Origin of the sequence: Clostridium facile, from assembly GCF_014297275.1 — a bacterium.
In the GTDB taxonomy this organism is placed as follows: Bacteria; Bacillota; Clostridia; order Oscillospirales; family Ruminococcaceae; genus Massilioclostridium; species Massilioclostridium facile.
In genome coordinates this window covers 657744-676813 of sequence record NZ_JACOQK010000001.1, presented here as the reverse complement: position 1 = coordinate 676813, position 19070 = coordinate 657744, and the positions used below count along the sequence as shown (strand labels likewise).

Below are 19070 nucleotides of genomic sequence, written 5' to 3'. Positions count from 1 at the left end.
AGCCTATGGATCAAAGAAAATTGATATATGCCGCCTACCGGCTAAAGTTCTTAACACCGGTACATATTGGGCCGGACAATGGGCAAAACCCTTTGCATTCTTCTGGGACATCCCTCCATTCGGATACCTTCTTTTCCGCCCTCTGTGTGGAGGCTTCCCACCAGTCTGACCAGGCGGTGGAAAGTCTAATCGAAAATGCGGAACAGAACCATATCCTCCTTTCTGACCTGTTCCCCTACCGGAACGATGAATTGTTCCTGCCAAAGCCGATGATTTTGGATTTGCTGCAAAAAATGGAGAACGACCGTGACAACCGTAAGCGGCTGAAACGCCTCCCCTATATTCCCCTTTCCCTTTGGGAACGCTACCTGCAATTCGACCAGATGGAGGATTTTCTGGATGAATGCGAGGGAATCGTGTCAAACATCGCTTTCCCCGACCAGCGGCAGCGGGTTCAGGTTTCCTGTCAATCGGAAGAGACTTCGGAACCTTATTTTGTCCAGGCAACCCGTTTTCACCAAGGCTGCGGCTTATATTGCGTGATGGGGTTTGCGGATGGAGAGATAAAGAAACAGGTAGAAGCCTATCTGGAACTGTTGGGCTGGACGGGGATCGGCGGAAAACGCAGCTCCGGCTGGGGGAAATTTCAGTTTACCCCTATGCCGTTGCCAGAGAAGCTGGAAAAAATGGTGCGGACGGAAAACGCCAAACAATGGGTTACCTTGAATACCAGCCTTCCCTCCAATTACAAAGTGGCGGAAACAGGATACTACACCGTGTGCCGCCGGGGTGGATTTGTACACCAGCAGGACTATAAAAAACAGACGGTGTACGCTTTTAGCCCAGGTTCCAGTTTTTCTGACAAGTTTGAAGGGGTTGTGAAAAATGTCGCGCCATCCGATAAACAGCCCGCTTACCGGATGTTAAAACCATTGTTTTTGGGGGTGGAGGTATGACAGAAAAAGCAAAAGAGCCATATATCAAACGAAAAGAATTGGTTTTAACCACCAAAGCCCCTTTGTTTATTGGAGATGGGGAGAAATTGACCAAAAAGGAATTTGTATTGATTCCGAAAACGAAACAGGTCTACATGATGGACCCTGTTTCGTTTTTCCGGTGGTTGGACAGGAATAATTTGGTGAAGGCTTACGAGGAATTTGCCCAGGACGTTAAACAAAAACGGCTGTATGAGGATTTTTTCCAAAAGCATCTATATCAAGGAGAAACTAACCAGCAAAAGAAGATCCAGCAAGAGCTGGATCAGCTGGATAGATATTCGGTGTCGGCGGGTAACTGCTTTGTTGGTAAAGGTTCCAAACAAGATCCCCTACGGGAAATCCACACCTGTATCAAGGACGCTTACGGCAACCCGTATGTTCCGGGGAGCAGTATCAAAGGGGCGCTGCGGACAGCTATCCTGGCAAAAATGCTATCTGGAAAAGGGGAAGCTATCTTTCTTGATAAAGAAAAAGAAGCAAAAGGGCAACAAAAAGAAAAAATGAAGCATTGGAGCCAAAAATCGTATCAGGAAATTTCTTCTATTTCCCAGAACATAGAAAACAATTCTCTTAACACCTTGAATCTGAAAAATGAAAGGGGAAAAAAGATTGATTCCAGCAATGCGCTCACTTCTATTTTAAGGGGGATTTCGATTTCGGACAGCATTCCAATTCCAAAGGAAAATCTAATTATCTGTCCGAAAATCGATATTTCCACAGTGGGGACTCCACAGCCTGTTTTATTGGTGCGGGAGTGTATCAAACCGGGAACCAAAATCCATTTTCAGATTACTTTGAATGATGATTATTTAAAAGATGCTGAAATCAATTTTGATTATTTGGAAGAGGCAATCCGAGCGTTCTATGAACTGCAAAACAACTGGTTTGTCCGGCAATTTAGCGGCTGGGAAAATTACGGAAAGGAAAACGATTGCCGCCTGTATTTGGGCGGCGGGGCTGGGTTCCATTCCAAAACCCTGTTACAGGCGATTTATCAAGGGAACGCCGTAAAATACACTTCTACTATTTTACAAAAGATATTCCGGAAACATCAACATTGTAGGGATTGTAAAAATCCAGGGCTATCCCCTCGCATGTTGAAAACCACAAAATATGATAACACCAATTTTTTAATGGGAGAATGCGAGGTGGAGTTCCGTTGATTGTCCAGATGAAATTGAGCCTTCGGGATGAGGGGGGAAAACGCCTTTTACCGGAATACGCTTAGGGAATTTACAGCGATTTGCTCGCCTGCATCCCAGAGGAATACGTGGATTTCTTGCACGAGCCATCTGAAAGCCGCCCATTGTGCCACTATCTGCTTCCCAACAAAGAGGACACTGGCAAAGGGGAATTTTTCCTGACCCTGTTTGACGGGGAACTGGTTTCCGCTTTTGCTCCAGCTGTCCTTGCCACGGAAGAATTTTCCCTACACAAATACCCTTGCCATTTGATGGTGGAACAGGCGAGCCGGAAAACCATCCGGTTTGACCAGATTGCCCAGGCATGTTTTGGACAGGATAAAACGCCGGACTCGTATGTGGTGCGGTTCCTTTCCCCTACGGTGTTCCGCACCCAGGATCAGTATGCCCTCTACCCCACAGTGGAACTGATTTTGAAAAGCGCTATGAACCGGTTCCATCTGTTGGACTGCGGGCTGGATGTAGTGGACGGGGACGCGCTGGAACAACTGGTGCAGCGGGCAAGGATAACCGATTACAGCCTACGCAGCCGGAGGTACTCGATCAAGGATACCACCGTGTATGGTTTTTCCGGCTGGGTTCGGTTAACGGTGCGGGGGCCGTTGCCGTTGCGGCAATTGTTCCGGCTGTTGCTATCCGCCTTGCCTTATACCGGAGTGGGCGGCAAAACTGCCCTGGGAATGGGCGGCTGCTCGGTGGAGGAGTTTTGACGGAAACCAGTTGCAATCCCCAGTAAACCGGATTATAATGGAAAGAGATAGCAGAAAATTGCCATCCAAGTCAGTGGGATGTGAATCATTCCATACTTGTGCGAACCGGAAGTGATCAGGGGAATCCGTTGGGTTCGCACTAGGCGGAATTGCTGGACTTGTAGGGTTTTTTCTGTAAAACCCATCTGTGGAATAAACATAAAAAAACAGGTTCGCACAATGGCGTGCGCAATCACTTGAAAATACTGGATGCGTTTGACCCGCCGTTACAATACACACCTGTCAGGGTACGGCAGCGCATTGTAATCCCTCCACAATTGTTACAAATTCGTTACAATACACACCCGTAAGGGTACGGAAACTTAATTATGTGTGCTATTTGAGCAATTTCAACTAGAGTTACAATACACACCCGCTAGGGTACGGCAACTCGTTTGCTTCGTCTTGAGTATTACAAGGCGTAAGTTACAATACACACCCGCCAGGGTACAGGTGCAGGGTGGTGTTTTGGGATGGGATTGTACTGCCTAAAGAGTGAGGCTCCTGCTAGCATTTTTTATAGCCACTCGAAAAAGACACACCGTCAGGGTACGGTAACTGTGGAGCTACTAAAGATACCCTGCTCTATTGTGTTACAATACACACCCGCCAGGGTACGGCAACTCCGTATATTGCTCTAGCGCATTTAACAGCAATGTTACAATACACACCCGCAAGGGTGCAGACGCAGGGAGTTGTTTTGGGATAGGATTGTACTGCCTAAAGAGTGAGGCTCCTGCTAGCATTTTTTATAGCCACTCGAAAAAGACACACCGTCAGGGTACGGAAACACACTTTTAGACCGCTTAATCCAAAAATCATACCGTTACAATACACACCCGTGAGGGTGCCAGGCGTAGGAAGTTGTTTTGGGATGGGATTGCACTGCCTAAAGAGTGGGGCTCCTGCTAGCGCCTTTTATAGCCACTCTGAAAAGATACACCCGCCAGGGTACGGCAACCCTGATGACGTGACGCAATAACGACACTGTCATTGTTACAATACACACCCGCTAGGGTATATGCAGGGAGCTTGTTTTGGGATGGGATTGCACTGCCTAATAAGTGGGGCTCCTGCTATCGCCTTTTATAAGCACATTAAAAAAACACCCGTAAGGGTACACAGGTGTAGGGAGCTGTTTTGGGATGGGATTGCACTGCCTAACGATGGGCTGCTCCTATTGCCTTTTATGACCACTCTGAAAAAGCTCCTGCTATTGTCTTTTATAGCCACTTGAAAAAAGCTTTTGCTAGCGCCTTTGATAGCCACTCTTTTGATTGGATTCGGTTTTCACCCAAAAAAAGCGGTAGCCGGCGGAACAATTACCGCCGGCTACCGTTATGGTATCGGAATCAAAATTCATCTAAAATCGTATTAATGTAAACTTACCATTCCCTTTCATGCTCACTATTCCGGATTTTTTTCTGTTGAATGGCATAGGTCAGAATAGCAGCCCCTTCCGCAATCAGGAAAATAGCAAATAACAGCATGGTCACAATATGCAGCAAAGCAACAGAAGGTTCTACATCCAGCTGCCTTCCTTCCCCAAATAGGTAAAGGAAAAAGATCCATCCACTGGTAGCAACTAGTGCAATACACCCAATGAGGGCAACCGGAAGCTTCCGCAACAAATGGAACCCACCCAACAGAAAAAAGAGAATATGGATTCCAACAATCACAATACATTGGTAGCAAACCATGGTATGGAATTTTCCCCAAAACCCGCTTACTATATACCCTGATAGGAAGCAGAGGAGTGCTGCCCCAATAAATGGCGCTGCTTTCAGATAGATAAAATGATATCCATAGGCAAGCAGTAAAAGCCCTGCCAGGGCAATCGAAGCGGTAACCAGCACTGTCATGTAAGTCAACAACAGTGTATTTGAATTTATGGTTTCCCCTACTGTATGGTGGAGGAATAGTTTTGCCATATTGATAAGCTGGACCACTATGGCGAAAATAAAAACAATCCCTCCATAGCGGGCAAAAATACAGTTTTTTTCTTTTTTATCATCGATTAAATTGTGTAATCCCCGAAACATTTTTTCTCCTTTTTCCTTCCAACGGCATGGAATTATAGTTCCCCTTCTTCCTCGCTGTCCAAGATTTTTCTTTCCTTAATGGCATATACCAGAATCGCAATTCCTTCCCCAATCAGGAAAATGGCAATTCCCCACATGCTCATCATCTGGAATACGGATGGAAAGATATGGTCTAGCTGGTTTCCAGTAGGGAGGGCAACGGTGTAGGAATAGATAACCCAACCACTCATTGCCAGCAAAAGGACGCATACCGGAGCGGCAACCACCAATTTTTTTAACAGATGGATTGCCCCCAGCAGATAAATCACCCCTTGCAGGAAAATGACTGCTGTGTACTGGAAATAATTCCAAGGTTCGGTCTGGCTTTCGCTCCATAGTAGGATGGACGCAGCCCCAAGACAAAATACCAGCGCGGCCCCTGCCAATAAACCAGGTTTGGTAAATTCCAGCCGTTTGCCCCGAATTAAAAGCAGGATACCCCCTATTAAAATGGAAATCAACACAAAGCAAAGGAACAGGTTCAAGTAGCTGTAAGTTTCATCCAGGCTCTGGCCTTCTTCCCAATAAGTGAACAGCAGCCTACCCATGTTGATGAGCTGTACCAGGATACTGTACAAAATAACGGTAATGCCACAGGTAATTAAGGTTCTATCTTGTTGTTTTCTCATAAAAGATAACCCCCTTTTCTTCTATTATTATCTTTATCATACTACTTTCCAATGCTATTTTCTATTGGCAGATTCACTTATCTTTTCGTCAATTTATTGGCAAAATCACAAATAATATTTACTTTTTCGTAATATATTTCAGATAGAAACAACAATGTGGCTGTTCGAAAAGACGAACCGATTGGAATGGGGGCTATTGGCAAAATGAGAATTTACGTTTTCCACAAAAAATAGACCAAACTTGTGATATAATAGAATAAAAATGAGTTTGGCCGTAAAAAAACATCCAATCCTACCGGAGTTTTTTCAGCGCGGCATTGTTTTGAAAAAAGGAGGTGCATGCCGTGACTGGGGTTTTGCTCCTGATTGGCGTTGTCATTATTATCTGTATCCTATCCAACCGTTTTACCGAAAAACTACCCATCCCCTCCCTTCTGGTATTCCTTGCCCTGGGAATCTGTTTTGGAGAAAATGGGGTTTTCCGCATCCAGTTTAACGATTATCAAATATCCGAAACCATCTGCTCTATTTGCCTTATTTTTATCATGTATTATGGTGGTTTTGGCACCAACATCAAAGCGGCAAAATCCGTCCTGGCAAAGTCAGTGCTGATGTCCACTGTGGGTGTTGTCCTGACGGCAGGGTTTGTAGGGGCGTTTGTCCATTTCTGTTTTGGGATTGGCTGGCTGGAAAGCCTGCTGGTTTCTTCGGTTATTGCTTCTACTGACGCAGCGTCAGTGTTTCATATTCTCCGCTCCCAAAGGTTGAATTTAAAGGATAATACCGCGTCCCTGCTGGAGATTGAGTCCGGTTCCAACGACCCCATCTCCTATATGCTCACCGTGGTGCTGGTCACCATGCTTTCCGGCAAGGAGATTTCGATTCCATTGATGTTGGCGCAGCAGGTTGTGTTGGGGATTGGCTGTGGCATCCTCCTTGGCAAGCTTTCGGTATGGGCGTTAAACAAATTCCATTTTAATATCGCCCAGGGCAGGACAATTTTTGTGTTTGCTGTGGCGGTGCTGGGGTATGCTCTGCCAGCGTTTATTGGCGGAAATGGCTATTTAAGCGTCTACCTCTGTGGTATCATCCTGGGAAACGCCAAAATTCCAGATAAACGGGAACAAGTCCACTTTTTTGATGTGCTGACAGGTGTCTGCCAGATGATGATCTTTTTCCTGCTAGGCTTGCTAGTGACGCCGACGGAACTGCCTGCGGTCATCCTTCCAGCGTTGTTGATTATGCTATTTATGACGCTGGTGGGAAGACCTCTAGCAACCACTATGATCCTGCTGCCATTCCGTTCCTCATTCCGGCAAATTGGGGTTGTCTCCTGGGCAGGGCTGCGTGGAGTCGCTTCCATTGTGTTCGCCATCTACGCTGTGTTAAACGGCGTTCCCCTAAAATACAACCTGTTCAACCTGGTATTTTGCGTGGTGCTGTTCTCCATTTCCCTTCAGGGAAGCCTGCTACCATGGGTGTCCAAAAAATTAAAGATGATTGACAACAAAGCGGATGTCCGTCGCACCTTTAATGATTACCAGGAGGAAAGCGATATTAATTTTGTCAAAATACATATCGGCACAGGACACCCATGGGTTGGGAAAAACTTAAAAGAAATTCCATTGCCAGCCGAATTTTTAGTAACCATCATCCTTCGGAAACAGGACCAAGTAGTAGTCCCCAACGGGGACACTGTCATTCAGGAAGGAGATCTCCTAGTAATCGCAGGGGAAGGGTTTGAGGATAGAGAAAACCTCACCATGCAGGAAGTAACTGTGGAGAAAGGGCATAAGTGGAACAACCTACCATTGAGCCAGGTGCCAATTCCAAAAGGGACGTTAATCGTCATGGTGCAGCGCCCTGGAGAGACGATTATTCCCAGCGGAGATACTGTGATTCGAACCGGCGATGTACTGGTGGTTGCCCGGTTTTAAACTGTCCCCTTTCACTCGTCCGGTTTGTGTTGGAAGATATCACCCCTCGTCAAAACCAGTGGCTCGCGCAACCCTGAAAAGGGGATATTACTGGCTTTACTCCGATCAAAGGTGCTAGCTGCCAGCCATAAACAGGTCAAAAATAGTACTATTTTCGGTACAGCCTTTCCTTTCTCGGCTCGCATAAAGCTTCCCCTCTTAGGATTGTCGCGCTACTCTTTTTTCTTCCCCCGATAAAACCGGGGGATTTTTTCACATCGAAAGACATCATGAACCGTTTGACGTTCCACAACAACGTGAAGCGGTTTTTTTCTGTATGGGTTCCCGCAATTGGAATCCCTGGATTTGCTGGAAGGGGAAAAAGCTTTGATTTTAACCATCGAACAAGGTGGATAATGGTACGGGAGGTGGGACTGTATCAAAAAATTTTACCTATTCACAGGCTGTGGGGTAAGGGAGCGAAACAATAGTTTTAAGAGGCTTGCTGGTAACAAATCCTCTCAGGGTTTTCCCATGAAGCATAGTCATGACCTCCGGCAAAGCTGGAGGCTTGATTAAGCCCTAGAACGGGATTTTACTGGCGGGTATCTAAAGACGCACTGAACATTCTTTCTCTTACATCTGCTACTCCGCCGCCCGTAAACGGATACTTATGCTTCTTTCCGAGCTTGTATGAACTTGCTAGATTGCTTAGTAGCTCGCTTCGCTCGATACTTGAAGCGAAAGCTTTTTTACGGGGCACCTCATCAAAAAAACGGCTGCCAAAATAGCAGCCGTTATGGTTATAGTACCGTCAAATCCGCTTCCAGGGCTTCCGCATATCCTTCCGCTTGTTCTTTGGTAAACTGTTTGTCCAGCTGTACCAGAACAATACCGGTTTTAATTTGGTAGCCATATCCACTCAAAAACCGGTACCCAACCTGTTCTTCCGCCCTCTCCCTCATCTTTTCTGGGGAAGAAAAAATTTCCACCGTTCCGTTATCAGGGTTTGGGGTATACCGGGGCTCCAGCCTGGAGTCAGAAAAATCCCCCTTTTGCCGGTAGGCAGGGGTAACATCCGTCTCTTCCTGGTATACAATTTCATTTGTAACAGGAAGCCCCGCCTCTTTCAGTGCTAAAATGACATCCCCAACGCTTTGGTAAGGAGATTCTGGCACAGCTTTTCCACATCCACAGCTTCCCCCCACAAACAAAGCGCACAGTACAACGCAAGCTAGTTTTGCTCCAAACTTCATTCCAAAACCCCCTTTTATTTTCTAATTTTAGTATAATATACCAATCCCAGGAAATCAATGCCAATTGTCGAAGTTTGTCAGACTGCCCAAATTTTGACCTTTTTATCTGTATCATTCTTCCTAATGAAAAAAATCCCTTAAAAAAGGACAGGACTGGGATTGGAGCTATCTGATGATAATATTCCATTGCCAGACCTGTTTTCATCCAAAAATCACAGATTCTGGCAACAGAGCGGAATCCAATCCAATGAGGGAAAACTATTTTTTTCTTTTCTTCCAATAGAATGGTAAGGAACAAAAAAACCGCCTTTGGTACAATAGGGTCTCGAATCCTATTGAAAAAAGACGGCTTTTTTATTTTATTGGGAGAAGCTGTTTCCCATCTGCCTGTTTCTGGAGGAGGCAAATAAAATCCCATTAAGCAAAGGGGGAAACATGTTGTGGCTTGAAACATTGGATGGTAACAAGGAAATCCATGGGTGGTTTGAAATCAGAACCCCCGTTGGGGAGAGGGTTTATGAGGAACACACCGGCTATGGTTTAACCTTCAAAGAGCGGGGTGGATAGATATCGGTCCCCAGTATCCGGCAGGAGTACCACAATGGTTTTCCCCTGGTTTTCCGGACGTTTCGCCAGCTGGATCGCGGCAAAAACAGCCGCGCCGGAGGAGATCCCCACCAGCACCCCTTCGGTGCGTCCAATGAGCCTGCCTGTGGCGAAAGCATCCTCGTTGGAAACAGGGAGGATTTCATCATAAATTCCGGTGTCCAGTATATCGGGGACAAATCCGGCGCCAATCCCCTGGATTTTATGGGGACCTGCCACCCCTTTGGAGAGGACGGGGGAACTAGCGGGTTCCACCGCTACTACTTTGATGTTGGGGTTTTTGCTTTTCAGGTACTGCCCTACCCCAGTTATGGTGCCGCCGGTGCCAACCCCCGCAACAAAAAGGTCCAGATTGCCTTCGGTATCCTCGTAAATTTCCGGCCCTGTGTGTTCCAAATGGGCTTTGGGGTTGGCGTGGTTGGCAAACTGTCCAGGAAGAAAACTGTTTGGTATTTCCTTCGCCAGTTCTTCCGCTTTAGCAATTGCGCCCTTCATCCCTTTGGTACCGTCTGTCAATACCAGTTCCGCACCGTACGCCTTCATCAGCTGCCGGCGCTCCACCGACATCGTCTCCGGCATGGTGATGATCAACCGGTAGCCTTTGGCGGCTGCCACTGAGGCAAGACCAATGCCAGTGTTGCCGGAAGTTGGCTCGATAATCACCGAATCCGGGGTGAGTTTTCCCGCTTTTTCCGCTTCCTCGATCATCGCCTTGGCAATGCGGTCTTTCACCGAGCCTGCCGGATTAAAATATTCCAGCTTCGCCACAATTTTGGCTTTTAGCCCCAATGAGTGTTCCAGATGTGTCAGTTCCAGCAATGGGGTTTTTCCAATCAGCTGGTCTGCGGATGTATAAATATTAGCCATGATGAACGCCTCCCCTATTCCGCTTTTACAGCGGCAAAGCCCTGTTCCAAATCAGCGATGATATCATCGATATGCTCTGTGCCAATGGATAAACGGATGGTGTTTGGGTGAATGCCCTGTTCCTCCAGTTCTTCCGGGGTGAGTTGGGAATGGGTAGTGGTAGCTGGATGGATTACCAGGCTTTTTACATCCGCCACATTTGCCAACAGGGAAAAGATTTCCAGGTGGTCAATGAATTGGTGAGCCTCTTGCTGACCGCCCTTTATTTCAAACGTAAAGATGGAACCGCCACCGTTGGGGAAATATTTTTGGTACAAAGCGTGGTTTGGATGGCCGGGCAAAGAAGGATGGTTCACCTGTTCCACCTGAGGATGGTTTGCCAGGAATTCCACTACTTTTTTGGTGTTTTCCGCATGGCGGTCCAGCCGGAGGGAAAGGGTCTCCACCCCTTGCAGCAGAAGAAAAGCGTTAAATGGGGAGATGGTTGCGCCGGTGTCCCGTAGCAAGATCGCCCGGATATAGGTGACAAAAGCGGCTGGACCAACGGCGTCCGCGAAGGAAACCCCGTGATAACTTGGGTTTGGGTCAGCAATCGCTGGGTAGTTGCCGCTGGATTTCCAGTCGAACTTGCCCGAATCCACGATAATACCGCCTAGGGTGGTGCCATGGCCGCCGATAAACTTGGTAGCGGAGTGTACCACAATATCCGCGCCGTGTTCGATTGGACGGATAAAGTATGGGGTTCCAAATGTGTTGTCAATCACCAAAGGAAGATTGTGGGCATGGGCGATTTCAGCGATGGCGTCGATGTCAGGAATGTCGCTGTTGGGATTGCCCAGGGTTTCCAGATAGATTGCCCGGGTGTTGGGCTGGATTGCCCCGGTGATTTCCTCCAAATTGTGGGCATCCACAAAGGTAGTGCTGATTCCGTAATGGGGTAGCGTATGCTCCAACAGGTTGTAGGTTCCACCGTAAATCGTCTTTTGAGCGACAATATGGCCGCCATCCTGTGCCAGCGCCTGGAGGGTGTAGGTGATTGCCGCCGCGCCGGAAGCCAACGCCAAAGCTGCCACACCGCCTTCCAGAGCAGCCAGCCTTTTTTCCAGCACATCCTGGGTGGAATTGGTCAAACGGCCGTAAATGTTGCCAGCGTCCGCCAGCCCAAAGCGGGCAGCGGCATGGGCGGAATCATGGAAAACATAGGAGGTCGTCTGGTAAATGGGAACCGCTCTGGAATCGGTAGCGGGGTCGGGATGTTCTTGGCCAACGTGTAATTGCAGTGTTTCAAATTTATATTTGCTCATGATATAGTCCTCACTTTGTCAATATTTTAGTAATTTGAGCATAAAAAAACCGGGGCTTTTCCTTTTCGCTCCCGGGCAATGGCAAGTATCCGTTTTGGTGTTGTGTACAACCACAATTATGGGTATGTCAAAGCACCAAGCCATATTCATATGCCCGGGAGAATAACATTCGACAACAACACATGGTATTTACAGCAACAATTGTATTTCTCATTGCGTTCGCCTCCTTTACTGCGTCTTGCTCAAATTGGATGCTATTATATTACACCTTATTTCCTATCATGTCAATAGGTATTTAAAAATTTGCAAAAAAATTTTTTCCTAACAGCGGGCAAATCCCCAAAAATAGTTGTTTTTCTGGTTGGGATTGGGCTGGCAGAACCTACCTGTAAAACAAGCTATCCTATTTTACAAAGGGAGAAAACCTTAGTTGGAGGTGTTGTTGGCCGATGGGGTTCCAGTAGAGTGTATCCGTTTTATGTTTTATGCAGTTTTTGCAAATACGGCAATATTGGTTGATTGGTTCCGCACAATTTCCTCCCATTGTAAAGGAATCCTGTGCTGATGTATCTCTGTTTTTTATGATATCCGATCAGAAAGGAATGGAATAGGAGTGTTTGTTGCCCACTGTTCCACCATCATAAGAGAAGAAGATTCCGCAATCGGAGGAACACATGGAAATTGGAACGGTTGTTATGGTATTTTTCGGTGGTAACATCATTCTATCTGAGAAGGTAAACCTGGCAAATTTGTTCCAGGATTATGCGGACTACCGAACGTTTGGTTTGTTTTTTCATTGTTTTATTTTGGTAATTATTACGGTGCATTTGCAATTTGTCCCTATATTTTGTATTTCATCCCAAATTTTCCATTGTTTTCATGAAATTTTCATGGTAACAATTTGAAAAAATGCAGTTCGTCCCAAAATAATCCGTATCATCCCTAAAACGCCAATATTTTTGTTATTTTTTCTAAATTCAGGGAGAAAAAATTCAGCGTTTCAAATAAAATTTTAATTTATATTTTGGTTAACATGCTGCTTTTACAAGAAAACGAATCGTTTTATCCCTAAATTGGATGTATTTCGTCCCACAGGAAGTGCAGTTCGTCCCAGGAAAATATTTCTCCTTCCACAAGAATCCCGCTAATAAAAAACTGTTTTTGAAAGTTTGACATCTAGTAAATGTCAAACTAGCTGATTTTGAATATGGATGTTCGAATTTGTTTTCCAGACCCTCTTATAAGATTCATATCCTGGAAGCTGTCCTCCATCCTATCAATAAAAAATAAGAGCTACCTATGTTGTAGTGTTACCTACACCAAAGGTGGCTCTTTTCTATCAATATAACCGCACATACAAACTTAGGGATTGCTTCCATCCCCCTTTTGTGATGATACTGGAGAATGATTCTTTCGGGTATGGCTATTTTGTAGGGGCGCAGAGGCGGAGGAGATGGTCAAAGTCCTGTTCTTCCAAATCAACCAGGGAAGGGAGACAAATTCCCTGCTGCGCTTGCTGACGTTGGGAAAGGATCTGGATTTGTTCCAACGGGACGCCTCCCAGGTATTGCAGGATTTCAAACCGCAGGCTTTGGAGCCGTAGTTCCATCACCGCTTGGGAAACAGAAAATTCTTCGGCAAGCTGGATACGTAACTGGAATATTTTATGCCAATGGGTCAAATTTTTACTTTGCTCCTTGATTTTTGGCAGCAACATCCGGTAAGGGATCAATAATTCAGCTGCCCCTTCATTCGCCTGCCACTCGATAAACCCATCCTGCTGGGGCTGGATTTCGTCAAAACAGTTAAACGATTTGCCCAATTTTCCACGGTGGAGGTACAAATGAATCATCTCATGGCCACAGAAAAAATTCTGTTCCGGCTCGGATAAATTGGAGTTTAAAAGGATGACATCAATCTCGGTTGTACCATCCTCCTTTTTTCCACCAACCTGTGCCATTCCACGCAGCCCAGGAGTGGTAAACGCCAACTTCCCAACCCCTACCCTACTTGGATGGCTTTCACAAAATTCTACCAGGTGCAACGGGTAATCCTGCTGGGTAAACGACAATTTGTGACGGAGCCGTTCAATATCCTGGTAAAGCCTCTGTTTGGTATACGCCATTTTAATCCTCCTGCTGTTTTGCCCGCAACGCTTTGATCGTCTCTATCGCCAGGCGGATATCCTCCGGATCAATTTTATTTTGCTGGGCGTCCTTGGCGAAGCTCAGATAAATGCTGCTGAGCTCCTGCTGACTGTTTTTTTCCTCCCCATACATCAAGTAATCCACCGATACCCCAAAATAATCGGCGATTTTTTTCATTTTTTCAAATTTCGGCTTGCTTTTGCCGTTTTTCCAATCACTCAATGAGGACTGGGCAACGCCGGTTGCTTTGGATACCTGGTAGGGGGTTACTCCATTTTCTTCCAAAAGTTTTGCAAAAATTTTGTACATAATTAGTCACCTTTTACAAAAAACACACAATACGCAGGTTTTTTCAAGAAAACCTCTTGCAATACTTAAGAAATCGTAGTAAACTAATAGCATACTACGAAAACTTAAGTAGTATTTCCCTCATATTTCGGTTTTGATTTGTTTTCATTTCTATTATTATACCGCAAAACCGAAGTAAAAGCAACTACTATTTTACTACGAAACAGGAGGTTTTTTTATGTTTCACCTTTACACATGCGACCAGGTAGCCGACCGCTACCAAGTAAAAACAGTAACCATTTGGAATTGGATTCGGACCAAAAAGCTGCCCGCCATCAAGCTGGGCAAGGAATACCGCATCCGGGAGCAGGATTTATGGGAATTTGAGCAGAAACATCTGACCGTTCCAAAGAAGGTGGCGGCGGAATGAAGTTCGCACAATGTTTTTGTGTATTAGCAGGGCTGCTGATTGTTCACGGCAGCCTGGGGCTTTCTGACCAAGGACAGGTGAGCCTGGCTGGATGCCTACTCCGGTGCGGCGTGGGGCTGAGTTTGATGGTAGGTGGAATCTGGCTGCCAAAACTCTTTCCCCGCAAACGGAAAGCCAAAAAGCTTCCATTTTGCCCGGATTCCCTTTCTGCCCAACAGGAAGAGAAAAAATGGAGGGATGGAACATGACAGAACAAGAGATTTTGCGTGTTTTAAACATTGGGCAGCTCACCACCAGGGAGATTGCCACCTGTATGGGCTACACCGATTTGGAGCTGGTTTACCCTATCATTTCCCGGCTGATTTTAGATGGGAAAATTACCATTTGCGGGTATGCCACCGACCCTATCAGCCTGCGTACTGTTGCCCTTTATAAAAGAACATACGTTCCTATTATATCCCATTCCGACGATTTTGTCCAGAATAAATGGAAAAATAAAGGAAAATATGGCACAAAATAAACCAATTTTCTAGGATGGTGACCACATGCAGAAGTTCTTTGTTTTGTTTTTTGATTACCGCCCGCAATTGGAACTGTTGAGTAATGCCCAGCGTGGGGAACTTCTGCTTGCCCTATTTGACTACGCCCAATACGGCAAAAAGCCCCATTTAGACCAGGTTACCAACATGGCGTTTTCTTTTATTGCGGCACAAATTGACCGGGATAAACAAAAATATGAGGAAAAATGCCAGAAGGGAAGAAAAAACGCACAAAAAAGATGGAGCGCGGAATGCCAACCCATCCCGTCGCATCCTAATACAAAGGAAAAAGAAAACACAAAGGATAAGACAAACACAAAAGAAAAGGAAAAGAAAACGGATTTTGATCCCCCCTCCCCTTTTGAGGAACAGGTTTTTTCATTATACCATCATATTTGTATCTCCTTCCCTCCCTGCATGGCTATCACCGAAGGCCGGCGGAAGGCAATCCAAAACCTGCACAAAAAGGGGTTTGGGTTAGAAGAGTTCAAGCAGGTGTTTGAGGCAGCCCAGCAAAGCAGTTTCCTAAAAGGGGAAAATTCACGAAAATGGACTGCTGGATTCGATTGGATGATAGACGAAACCAATATTGCCAAAGTGTTGGAGGGTAACTATAACGATGCCTACAGCCAGGACAAGCCTTCGTATGATTTAGAGGAACTCGCCCAATTTGGAATGCACATACCAGAACTTTAAGGAATCCAAAGGTTTGTCCCACACATAAACTAAAACCAGGAGGTGGTGTTGGTGCATCAAATCATTTTTGCAGAAGCATGGGCGCTACAGGTTTTAATCCTCTGCGCAGCGGTGGGAGGTTCCTGCCTGACGGCTTTAATCCTGATTTTTTACGACCATTGGAAAGGGGATTGATTTCCAAAAACAGAAAAATATAACGGTATAAATGTTGTTTGTCCCTGTATTTTGAATTTCGTCCCAAATTTTCCATTGTTTTCATAATATTTTCATGGCAACGATTTGAAAAAATGCAGTTCATCCCAGAATAATCCGTATTATCCCTAAAACGCCAATATTTTTGTTATTTTTTCTAAATTCAGGGAGTAAAAATTCAGCACTTCAAATAAAATTTTAATTTTTATTTTAGTTAATATGCTGTATTAAAAGGAAAATTGACGTTTTTACCCCCTAATTGGATGTATTTCGTCCCACAGGAAGTGCAGTTCGTCCCACAAGGATTTGACAGGACAAAAGAGGAGTAAGGGCACAAATAATTGTAGTTTGACATTTACTAAATGTTATTTCAATAGTTGAAACAAGCAACTGGTATATTTTTACATATTATAAGAGTGCAACAACAGCCAATTGACAAAATCAAATTTACGAATATCGGAAAATATAACGGTATAAATGTTGTTTATCCCTATATTTTGTATTTCGTCCCAAATTTTCCATTGTTTTCATAATATTTTCATGGCAACGATTTGAAAAAATGCAGTTCGTCCCAGAATAATCCGTATCATCCCTAAAATACCAATATTTTTGTTATTTTTTCTAAATTCAGGGAGTAAAAATTCAGCATTTCAAATAAAATTTTAATTATCATTTTAGTCAATATGCTGTATTCCCAAGAAAAACAATGGTTTTACCCCTAAATCGGATGCATTTCGTCCCACAAAAGTGCAGTTCGTCCCAGATGGGCGTATCCCATCCCAAACTAGTAGAATAAGGGTAGGATATTCCGGTGGAAAAAGAAAGGAAGCGTTACATTATGACAATACAAGAGAAAAAACAGGTACTGGCACAGTACCAGACTACAAAACGGGAAATTATCCGGCTAACCAAGGAACGGGATGATTGGAATGACCTTGCTTATCGAATTTCCGCCAACTATTCTGACACGGTGGTTTCCGGTGGGTGCAAGGTGGACAAAATCCAAACTTCCATTGAACAGATGGACCGGATTACCCAACTGATTTGCGACCGGATTGAACAGCTTGTTTTATTAAAACAGCAGATTGAAGAGGCAATCCAAGGGATTGATGACCAGGTGCTGCGGCTTTTACTGGAATACCGTTACATCAACGGTTTCACCTGGGAACGGGTGGCGGAGGAAATCAACTACGATTACCGCCATACCATACGGCTCCATCGGAAAGCGCTAGAAGCCATAGAATGTCACTTCGTCCCTGTGATACAATTACAATAGAAATTTAGGAAACCACAGGATGGCAACATCCTAATACCGGCGGCGCAGCAGTTTTCTCCCCCTTTTTACTATGCTGTGCCGCTTTTGTTCCATTAGAACCCCGGGAAGAAGGGCTTTTATTTGTAAAATGTTGTAATCTGACATCAGGTAAGTTTTGGTATATTTTCACAATCCATTTCCTAAATAATTGATGAATTGTGATAACATGAACTTTAGCTCGTGTTAATGCCCTCCGGTTCTGGGTTACAATCCCAAAGGGAGGTAAAAACATGTCCATAAAAAAAGATTTTTCCAACTTATTGTACCAAGCAAGAAAGGAAAAGAAACTGACACAGGAACAAGCCGCTGAATTATGTAAAATCAGCGCACGCCATTACCAGGATATTGAAATTGGACGGGTAAACCCGAAACTGACCACCGCTGTACGTTTAGCATCGGTTTTGGAAATTAGTTTAAATGAACTAAAACCCGGCAACACAAACCAACCGGACTGCTACTTATACTTAGTAACAGTGGAAAACCGAAAATCTTCTGAAAAATCCGGCTGCCAGTATGGGATACAGATTTGGACAAACCGTTCGGGCTGTATTTCCTACCTGGAGACAATCCCTGATATTTCGGAAGATCTCCGGTTTACCCTGATGTTGGCTGAAACATGCACCGAATGCCAGATAGAACCAGATCAGTTCCCCTATGTTTGGGAGGATAGTTTGATCGCGTTCTATTCCCCTTTTGCAAAAGTATGATGGAAAAAGCGCTTATCGAAATCCGATAGGCGCTTTTTTCCTGGCTAGCGTTGGAAGAAAACAAAAAGGCTGTGAGGACAAAGAACCATTTTTACCTAATTTTAGAAAATAGAACAGCTAAAATACAGGTTATCCCTAATTCTTGCATTTTGTCCCAGAATTTCTTTTATTTTCATAAAATTTTCATGATAGCCTTTTCCAAAAATGCAGTTCATCCCAAAAGATATCATCTTATCCCAAAATCAGGATTATTTTTGTTATTTTATCCAGATTTAGGGAGAAAAATTTCGGCGATTCCTCTAAAATATTTATATCTATTTTGGGTAATATGCTGTGTAAGCCAGTAAAATAGCTCTTTTCTCCCCCATTGGCATATCATTCATCCCAAATAAAATGCCGTTCGTCCCACCAAAGGGTAAGAAAAAATATCCAATTTTTACCTCTATAATTTTGATATTTCGACAAAAATTTTATTTTTCTTCTAAATATTGGCAAACTCTCTTGCATTCCCCCGAAAAATCCGCTATGATAAATAGGAAAATGATGCTTTTTAAGGAGAATACAAATAAAAAAATTAATTGCATTGCTGTTGGTTGCTTGCACTTTACTGTGTTTTTCTGGCTGCCAAAACGACCCGGGGCAGGACTACACCCAGGAAATCTGGAATCACCAACACCTGGGGTCAGTTGCGTATCAGGTTCCGGAATCCTGGGGAGAACCGGAATATGACTCACCAATTGAAGTCTTTCAATCTCACATCTATCATGCGGATACCTTTTGGGTACAGCTTACCCTTTATGAGACAGGAAAATTGACTTCTGCTTATGAAAACGCCCAAGATTATGCAAATTTCTATCAGGACGGAGATGAAGATGAGGATGTAGACAGAAGCCCGTCTGAATCACTGGATTCTGTAATCATGGGAGACCAGAATGCGGAACATTTCTGTTATAAAACTCGCTACGATGACACGAAAGATTTCACTTATACCGAAGTATATGCGGTAGATGTGGCAGTTCCAGGCGACTGGTTCGGCAAAACTGACCTGTTTGTGCTGGAATTCCATTCCTCCGATGGGGATGGACTAAAGGAAAACGCCAGGAAAACCGCAGACCAGATAGTGGAAAGTGTTGTATGATAGGAGGCTT

At 44.7% G+C, this 19070-nt stretch carries 21 protein-coding genes; 13 read left to right on the top strand and 8 right to left on the bottom strand.

Annotation, left to right across the window (positions count from 1 at the left end; all coding sequences use genetic code 11):
- Window positions 1-5 precede the first annotated feature (5 nt).
- The 3 genes from csm4 to cas6 all read left to right on the top strand — a co-directional run bounded on the left by csm4 (window position 6) and on the right by cas6 (window position 2910).
- The gene (gene csm4 / locus H8Z77_RS02795; protein ID WP_186996123.1) at window positions 6-956 is read left to right on the top strand and encodes a type III-A CRISPR-associated RAMP protein Csm4; all 951 of its coding nucleotides are present in this window, start codon (window positions 6-8) and stop codon (window positions 954-956) included.
- Complete coding sequence (gene csm5, locus H8Z77_RS02790; protein ID WP_186996122.1) at window positions 953-2161, top strand: type III-A CRISPR-associated RAMP protein Csm5; 1209 nt, start codon at window positions 953-955, stop codon at window positions 2159-2161. Before csm4 ends, csm5 begins: the two co-directional genes overlap by 4 nt.
- 80 nt (window positions 2162-2241) lie before the next feature.
- Window positions 2242-2910, top strand: coding sequence for a CRISPR system precrRNA processing endoribonuclease RAMP protein Cas6 (gene cas6, locus H8Z77_RS02785; RefSeq protein WP_186996121.1), 669 nt, complete (start codon window positions 2242-2244; stop codon window positions 2908-2910).
- A gap of 1424 nt (window positions 2911-4334) precedes the next feature.
- On the opposite strand, the gene H8Z77_RS02780 is transcribed toward cas6, so the two are convergent.
- Both H8Z77_RS02780 and H8Z77_RS02775 read right to left on the bottom strand, forming a co-directional pair.
- The gene (locus tag H8Z77_RS02780) at window positions 4335-4991 is read right to left on the bottom strand and encodes a hypothetical protein (RefSeq protein WP_186996120.1); all 657 of its coding nucleotides are present in this window, start codon (window positions 4989-4991) and stop codon (window positions 4335-4337) included.
- Window positions 4992-5023: 32 nt separating this feature from the next.
- Entirely contained in the window at window positions 5024-5659 is a 636-nt protein-coding gene (locus tag H8Z77_RS02775; RefSeq protein WP_186996119.1) for a hypothetical protein, read from the bottom strand.
- 344 nt (window positions 5660-6003) lie between these two features.
- On the opposite strand from H8Z77_RS02775, the gene H8Z77_RS02770 reads away from it, so the two are divergent.
- Window positions 6004-7596 (top strand): potassium/proton antiporter, encoded by a 1593-nt coding sequence (locus H8Z77_RS02770; protein WP_186996118.1) that lies wholly within the window; start codon window positions 6004-6006, stop codon window positions 7594-7596.
- A 782-nt stretch (window positions 7597-8378) separates the two neighbouring features.
- Here the strand turns inward: H8Z77_RS02770 and H8Z77_RS02765 are convergent.
- Window positions 8379-8831 carry a hypothetical protein gene (locus tag H8Z77_RS02765; RefSeq protein ID WP_186996117.1) on the bottom strand — a complete coding sequence of 151 codons (453 nt, stop codon included), beginning with the start codon at window positions 8829-8831 and terminating at the stop codon, window positions 8379-8381.
- 435 nt (window positions 8832-9266) lie between these two features.
- On the opposite strand from H8Z77_RS02765, the gene H8Z77_RS11560 reads away from it, so the two are divergent.
- Window positions 9267-9398, top strand: a complete 132-nt coding sequence (locus H8Z77_RS11560) for a hypothetical protein (protein WP_270739566.1) — start codon at window positions 9267-9269, stop codon at window positions 9396-9398.
- On the opposite strand, the gene cysK is transcribed toward H8Z77_RS11560, so the two are convergent.
- From cysK to H8Z77_RS02745, 4 genes are all read right to left on the bottom strand, one after another.
- A complete protein-coding gene (cysK, locus tag H8Z77_RS02760) occupies window positions 9372-10304 on the bottom strand; it encodes a cysteine synthase A (RefSeq protein WP_186996116.1) in 933 nt (310 codons plus the stop codon). The genes H8Z77_RS11560 and cysK overlap by 27 nt on opposite strands.
- Before the next feature lie 14 nt (window positions 10305-10318).
- Window positions 10319-11608: an O-acetylhomoserine aminocarboxypropyltransferase/cysteine synthase family protein gene (locus H8Z77_RS02755; protein ID WP_069988572.1), complete on the bottom strand. Its 1290-nt coding sequence runs from the start codon at window positions 11606-11608 to the stop codon at window positions 10319-10321.
- Window positions 11609-13031: 1423 nt separating this feature from the next.
- Window positions 13032-13733 (bottom strand): ImmA/IrrE family metallo-endopeptidase, encoded by a 702-nt coding sequence (locus tag H8Z77_RS02750; RefSeq protein ID WP_186996115.1) that lies wholly within the window; start codon window positions 13731-13733, stop codon window positions 13032-13034.
- A gap of 1 nt (window position 13734) precedes the next feature.
- The gene (locus tag H8Z77_RS02745; RefSeq protein WP_069988568.1) at window positions 13735-14064 is read right to left on the bottom strand and encodes a helix-turn-helix domain-containing protein; all 330 of its coding nucleotides are present in this window, start codon (window positions 14062-14064) and stop codon (window positions 13735-13737) included.
- Window positions 14065-14281: 217 nt separating this feature from the next.
- Between H8Z77_RS02745 and H8Z77_RS02740 the strand changes: the two genes are divergently transcribed.
- The 6 genes from H8Z77_RS02740 to H8Z77_RS02720 all read left to right on the top strand — a co-directional run bounded on the left by H8Z77_RS02740 (window position 14282) and on the right by H8Z77_RS02720 (window position 17176).
- Complete coding sequence (locus H8Z77_RS02740; RefSeq protein ID WP_186996114.1) at window positions 14282-14473, top strand: helix-turn-helix domain-containing protein; 192 nt, start codon at window positions 14282-14284, stop codon at window positions 14471-14473.
- Complete coding sequence (locus tag H8Z77_RS02735; RefSeq protein WP_186996113.1) at window positions 14470-14721, top strand: hypothetical protein; 252 nt, start codon at window positions 14470-14472, stop codon at window positions 14719-14721. Before H8Z77_RS02740 ends, H8Z77_RS02735 begins: the two co-directional genes overlap by 4 nt.
- The gene (locus tag H8Z77_RS02730) at window positions 14718-14993 is read left to right on the top strand and encodes a hypothetical protein (RefSeq protein ID WP_186996112.1); all 276 of its coding nucleotides are present in this window, start codon (window positions 14718-14720) and stop codon (window positions 14991-14993) included. The genes H8Z77_RS02735 and H8Z77_RS02730 overlap by 4 nt, the downstream gene beginning before the upstream one ends.
- 25 nt (window positions 14994-15018) lie before the next feature.
- A complete protein-coding gene (locus H8Z77_RS02725; protein WP_186996111.1) occupies window positions 15019-15708 on the top strand; it encodes a DUF6291 domain-containing protein in 690 nt (229 codons plus the stop codon).
- Window positions 15709-15759: 51 nt separating this feature from the next.
- Entirely contained in the window at window positions 15760-15882 is a 123-nt protein-coding gene (locus tag H8Z77_RS11555; RefSeq protein WP_268873773.1) for a hypothetical protein, read from the top strand.
- 856 nt (window positions 15883-16738) lie between these two features.
- Window positions 16739-17176 carry a hypothetical protein gene (locus H8Z77_RS02720; protein ID WP_186996110.1) on the top strand — a complete coding sequence of 146 codons (438 nt, stop codon included), beginning with the start codon at window positions 16739-16741 and terminating at the stop codon, window positions 17174-17176.
- 4 nt (window positions 17177-17180) lie between these two features.
- Here the strand turns inward: H8Z77_RS02720 and H8Z77_RS02715 are convergent, their stop codons facing one another.
- Complete coding sequence (locus tag H8Z77_RS02715) at window positions 17181-17345, bottom strand: hypothetical protein (protein WP_186996109.1); 165 nt, start codon at window positions 17343-17345, stop codon at window positions 17181-17183.
- A gap of 100 nt (window positions 17346-17445) precedes the next feature.
- Between H8Z77_RS02715 and H8Z77_RS02710 the strand changes: the two genes are divergently transcribed.
- Together H8Z77_RS02710 and H8Z77_RS02705 are read left to right on the top strand one after the other, a co-directional pair.
- Window positions 17446-17922, top strand: a complete 477-nt coding sequence (locus H8Z77_RS02710; protein ID WP_186996108.1) for a helix-turn-helix domain-containing protein — start codon at window positions 17446-17448, stop codon at window positions 17920-17922.
- A 583-nt stretch (window positions 17923-18505) separates the two neighbouring features.
- Window positions 18506-19060: a hypothetical protein gene (locus tag H8Z77_RS02705; protein ID WP_186996107.1), complete on the top strand. Its 555-nt coding sequence runs from the start codon at window positions 18506-18508 to the stop codon at window positions 19058-19060.
- Window positions 19061-19070: the final 10 nt, after the last annotated feature.

Bases quoted from the DNA above. Each gene is read 5' to 3' on its own strand.
- csm4 (WP_186996123.1), top strand. From the start codon at position 6: ATGGATCAAAGAAAATTGATATATGCCGCCTACCGGCTAAAGTTCTTA.
- csm5 (WP_186996122.1), top strand. From the start codon at position 953: ATGACAGAAAAAGCAAAAGAGCCATATATCAAACGAAAAGAATTGGTT.
- H8Z77_RS02780 (WP_186996120.1), bottom strand. From the start codon at position 4,991: ATGTTTCGGGGATTACACAATTTAATCGATGATAAAAAAGAAAAAAAC.
- H8Z77_RS02775 (WP_186996119.1), bottom strand. From the start codon at position 5,659: ATGAGAAAACAACAAGATAGAACCTTAATTACCTGTGGCATTACCGTT.
- H8Z77_RS02765 (WP_186996117.1), bottom strand. From the start codon at position 8,831: ATGAAGTTTGGAGCAAAACTAGCTTGCGTTGTACTGTGCGCTTTGTTT.
- H8Z77_RS11560 (WP_270739566.1), top strand. From the start codon at position 9,267: ATGTTGTGGCTTGAAACATTGGATGGTAACAAGGAAATCCATGGGTGG.
- cysK (WP_186996116.1), bottom strand. From the start codon at position 10,304: ATGGCTAATATTTATACATCCGCAGACCAGCTGATTGGAAAAACCCCA.
- H8Z77_RS02755 (WP_069988572.1), bottom strand. From the start codon at position 11,608: ATGAGCAAATATAAATTTGAAACACTGCAATTACACGTTGGCCAAGAA.
- H8Z77_RS02750 (WP_186996115.1), bottom strand. From the start codon at position 13,733: ATGGCGTATACCAAACAGAGGCTTTACCAGGATATTGAACGGCTCCGT.
- H8Z77_RS02745 (WP_069988568.1), bottom strand. From the start codon at position 14,064: ATGTACAAAATTTTTGCAAAACTTTTGGAAGAAAATGGAGTAACCCCC.
- H8Z77_RS02740 (WP_186996114.1), top strand. From the start codon at position 14,282: ATGTTTCACCTTTACACATGCGACCAGGTAGCCGACCGCTACCAAGTA.
- H8Z77_RS02735 (WP_186996113.1), top strand. From the start codon at position 14,470: ATGAAGTTCGCACAATGTTTTTGTGTATTAGCAGGGCTGCTGATTGTT.
- H8Z77_RS02730 (WP_186996112.1), top strand. From the start codon at position 14,718: ATGACAGAACAAGAGATTTTGCGTGTTTTAAACATTGGGCAGCTCACC.
- H8Z77_RS02725 (WP_186996111.1), top strand. From the start codon at position 15,019: ATGCAGAAGTTCTTTGTTTTGTTTTTTGATTACCGCCCGCAATTGGAA.
- H8Z77_RS02720 (WP_186996110.1), top strand. From the start codon at position 16,739: ATGACAATACAAGAGAAAAAACAGGTACTGGCACAGTACCAGACTACA.
- H8Z77_RS02710 (WP_186996108.1), top strand. From the start codon at position 17,446: ATGTCCATAAAAAAAGATTTTTCCAACTTATTGTACCAAGCAAGAAAG.